This is a genomic window from Bacteroides sp. (assembly GCF_029057325.1).
Taxonomy (GTDB): Bacteria; Bacteroidota; Bacteroidia; order Bacteroidales; family Bacteroidaceae; genus Bacteroides.
Map to the genome: position 1 here is coordinate 1 of NZ_JAICZW010000091.1, position 3574 is coordinate 3574.

Genomic DNA, 3574 nt, shown 5'->3' on the forward strand with positions numbered 1-3574 from the left:
CCCTGTTTCTGATTGCCTTCGGCAACGGTCTGTTCAAGGGCAACCTGCAGGCCATCGTGGGCCAGATGTACGACAACTTCGAGGCGGAGGCGGCTAAGAAAGGTCCCGAAGCGCTCAAGATAGCGAAAGACAAACGCGATTCCGGTTTCCAGATTTTCTACGTGTTCATCAACGTGGGCGGTCTGATTGCGCCGTTCGTGGCTCCGCTGTTGCGCCAATGGTGGTTGGGAACCAACGGACTTACCTACAACGCACAGCTTCCCGCGCTCTGCCACGAATACATCAACAACGCTGCCGCTATGGCACCTGAGGCGCTTGCCAACCTGCAGCAGCTCATCACCGCTGCCGGTGGCTCCATTGCCGACCTGACGGCTTCTTGCAGCCAATATCTGCAAATCTTCAACGAGGGCATCCACTACTCCTTCATCGCGTCCGTAGCGGCCATGCTCATCTCGCTGGTCATCTTCTTTGTTTCGCAGAAGACGTTCCCCACACCGGCCAAAAAGGCGGCTGCGCAGAGCGTTGACTACACGGCAGAGGAGAAAATGGCGATGGCGAAGGAAATCAAGCAACGCATGTACGCGCTGTTTGCCGTGTTGGGCATCGTCATCTTCTTCTGGTTCTCGTTCCACCAGAACGGCATGTCCCTCTCCTTCTTTGCCCGCGACTTTGTCGATTCTTCGGCGGTAGCTCCCGAAGTATGGCAGGCCATCAATCCGTTCTTTGTCATCACACTGACCCCCATCATCATGGCCATCTTCGCCTCTCTGGCCCGTCGCGGCAAGGAGATATCCACTCCGCGCAAGATTGCCATCGGTATGTTCATTGCCGGCATAGCGTTCCTGTTCCTGGCCGGCTTCTCGCTGGTGAACGGTTATCCTTCGGCCGATGCCTTCAAGAGTCTGCCTATCGACGAGCAGATGGCTTCCAAAGCCCATTGGTGGGTGCTGATTGCCACTTACTTCTTCCTGACGGTGGCCGAATTGTTCATCTCTCCGTTGGGTCTGTCTTTCGTGTCGAAGGTTGCCCCGAAGAGCATGCTCGGCTTGTGCCAGGGCTTGTGGCTGGCCGCTACCGCTCTTGGTAACCTCCTGCTCTGGATTGGTCCGTTGATGTACAACGCATGGCCCATCTGGCAGTGCTGGTCAGTATTCTTCATCGTCTGCATCATCTCCATGAGCGTAATGCTCGCCATGGTGAAGTGGCTGGAGAGAGTGACGAAATAAATCCCTTTTTAAAGAGCTCTTTTTTAAGGAGCTCTTTTTTTAAAAAAAGGAGCTATCGGGAGTTAGAAGGAATTATGCCCTCTAACTCCCGAACTCTTTTAGAAGTCTATTCCCGCTACTTCTTCATCGCACTCCCGCCAAACGTATTCAGCAGTGCCTGAGCCACCTGGATAATCAGTTTCAACAGAGCCCGCCATACAGCTTTTCCAATCTTCATATTTCACACCTCCTCTCTTATGTAGTTGATAGTTGATAATTGATAGTGCTATAAACAGATTTTTGATATTGACTTGGCATAGTAACTGCTCAGCTATTTGCTTGATTGGAGTTCAATCGTTTGTAAGGCTGTACCTTGGTGCAGCCGCTTATTTGCATGCTGTCGGCCGGTATTTCGGATGCACCGGCGGTGCATCCCTACATGGATAATGAACACGTTATACCTGTCACGATAGGTGAATAGTTACTTGGCACAGACTTTATAAATCATAAATCTGAACTTACTTCAAAGCAAGGGCATTGCTTTGTCCATTCCCATGCTTCCACGGTTCCGTTTCCGTTCAGGTCGGGACTGAGGTCGCGGTGTCCGCAGACGCGGATGTTGTCTTTGAAGCGATGCAGCAGCTGTGCCACGAGCAGGCGCAGGGCGGAGCGTTGTTCCGGTGTGCGGGTGTCTTTGGGACGGCCTTGCACGTCCAGTCCGCCTTCGTAGCAGATGCCGATGGAGTGCTTGTTGTAGCCTTTCACGTGCGCTCCCACAAGCTTCGGGGGGCGGGTGCAGACGGTGTTTCCGTCTCGGCGGATGTAGTAGTGATAGCCCGTCATGCGGAAGCCGCGCCGACGGTGATGTGCATTTTCAGAAACGGGGCATGCACAAATGGCCTTTTGTTTCCGGGAACAGTGCAAAGATGAGGATATTCCCCCACAGGGGGAGGGGAACTGAGGAGAAGTGAGGTGAACGGATGCGAACTAAGGTTTATTCGGGAGGATTGAAGATTGCTTAAGGAGGGGAGCTTGTCCGAAGAACTTGTCGCTGCTTATATGATGTGCCTGGTTTGCAGAAGGGGTTTACCTGGCGTGATGGGGGTTCCTTTTCGTTTTGACACACCTCCCTATAGGATTGTTAGGCTTTCAGCCTGCAATAAATCATAAATCTGAAATCTTGAAATCTGAAATCTCTCCCCCTTTTTCCTGCAATGTTTTTATGGAGAAGCGGGTAGGATTTGGAGGAGAAGCGGGGATGTTTTTCTGCGGCGCAATCGTCGGAAGACTGCTCGATGTTGCTCGCCATGCCTGCGGGCGACTGCCTGCCACGTCTCTTTCTTCATTTAAAGTCGTTTTTATTTTTCAGACGCAGATTTAACGGAATTTGGCGGATTATTTATTTAGCTGATAAACAATGAAATCCGCTTTATCCGCCCAATCCGCGTCTGAAAATAAGTGTAAGGCCTAAATGAAAGAGCCGTGACTACCGGCTGCTTGCCTGGTGTGGCGGCCGATCCCTCCTCTAAATGCCGAACATTACCCTGATTCCTTCGTCCAGCGTATGAGGCCGGTACGCCAGTTCGCGGCGTGCCTTCTCGATGCTTAGTCCGCTGAAGCGGGGGCGCGGTGTCTTTTCCTGCATCTCCTCCGTGGTGACGGGGTGTATGAGCGAGGCGTCCAGTTGCAGGATATCCGCTACCCGGTAGGCGATGTCCGCAATGGTCAGGCATTCGCTTCCGCAGAGGTGGTAGATGCCGCTTTGCGGGTGATTGGCCAGTCGCTCCACGCCTTGCGAGATGTCGCCCACGAAGGTGGGGGTGCGTTGTTGGTCGGAAACGACGCGCACGGCCTCGTTGTTCCTTAACCGGTTCGCCACCAGTTGGAGCACATTGCCGTGTTGTCCGGGCAGGGCGGCTCCATACACCACTACCACACGCGCGATGGCATAATCGCGGCAGATGGCGGCGATGCGTCTCTCGCCTTCCAGTTTGGTGTAGCCGTAATAGTTGACGGGGGCGGGGACATCCTCCTCCGTATAGAGCCTGTCCGTGTGGCCGCTGAAGACGAAATCGGTGGAGAGGTGGATGAAGCGGCTTCCTTCCGCCTTGCAACATTCGGCCAGGTGCTCTACGGCGGTGATGTTGACGGCGTCGGCCTCTGCATGGTGCGTTTCGCAATAGTCGGGGACGGAGAGGGCGGAGGTGTTGATGACCACATCGGGCCGTGCCTCCCGGAAAAGCCGCTTCACGGCTTGCGGGTCGCATATATCCGTGCGGATAAAGCGGTAGTCTCCGGAGCGGGGACAGAGGTCGTCGTGCAGGGAACAGCCCGTTGTCTGATAAGCCCGATTGCGGGATAAATCGTTC

At 54.1% G+C, this 3574-nt stretch carries 5 protein-coding genes; 2 read left to right on the forward strand and 3 right to left on the reverse strand.

Going from position 1 to position 3574, the window contains the following annotated elements; all coding sequences use genetic code 11:
- The coding region (locus K2G43_RS05315) for an MFS transporter (RefSeq protein WP_300153359.1) at window positions 1-1226 on the forward strand (1226 nt) is incomplete at its 5' end.
- A 115-nt stretch (window positions 1227-1341) separates the two neighbouring features.
- On the opposite strand, the gene K2G43_RS05320 is transcribed toward K2G43_RS05315, so the two are convergent.
- On the reverse strand, window positions 1342-1443 hold the full coding sequence (locus K2G43_RS05320; protein ID WP_297645055.1) for a smalltalk protein: 102 nt from the start codon (window positions 1441-1443) through the stop codon (window positions 1342-1344).
- Between the two features lie 266 nt (window positions 1444-1709).
- Window positions 1710-2129 (reverse strand): N-acetylmuramoyl-L-alanine amidase, encoded by a 420-nt coding sequence (locus K2G43_RS05325; protein WP_300153361.1) that lies wholly within the window; start codon window positions 2127-2129, stop codon window positions 1710-1712.
- Between the two features lie 256 nt (window positions 2130-2385).
- On the opposite strand from K2G43_RS05325, the gene K2G43_RS05330 reads away from it, so the two are divergent.
- Complete coding sequence (locus K2G43_RS05330; RefSeq protein WP_300153363.1) at window positions 2386-2586, forward strand: hypothetical protein; 201 nt, start codon at window positions 2386-2388, stop codon at window positions 2584-2586.
- A gap of 144 nt (window positions 2587-2730) precedes the next feature.
- Here the strand turns inward: K2G43_RS05330 and K2G43_RS05335 are convergent.
- Window positions 2731-3574, reverse strand: an 844-nt coding sequence (locus K2G43_RS05335; protein ID WP_300153365.1) for an SDR family oxidoreductase, incomplete at its 5' end; no start/stop codon positions are given.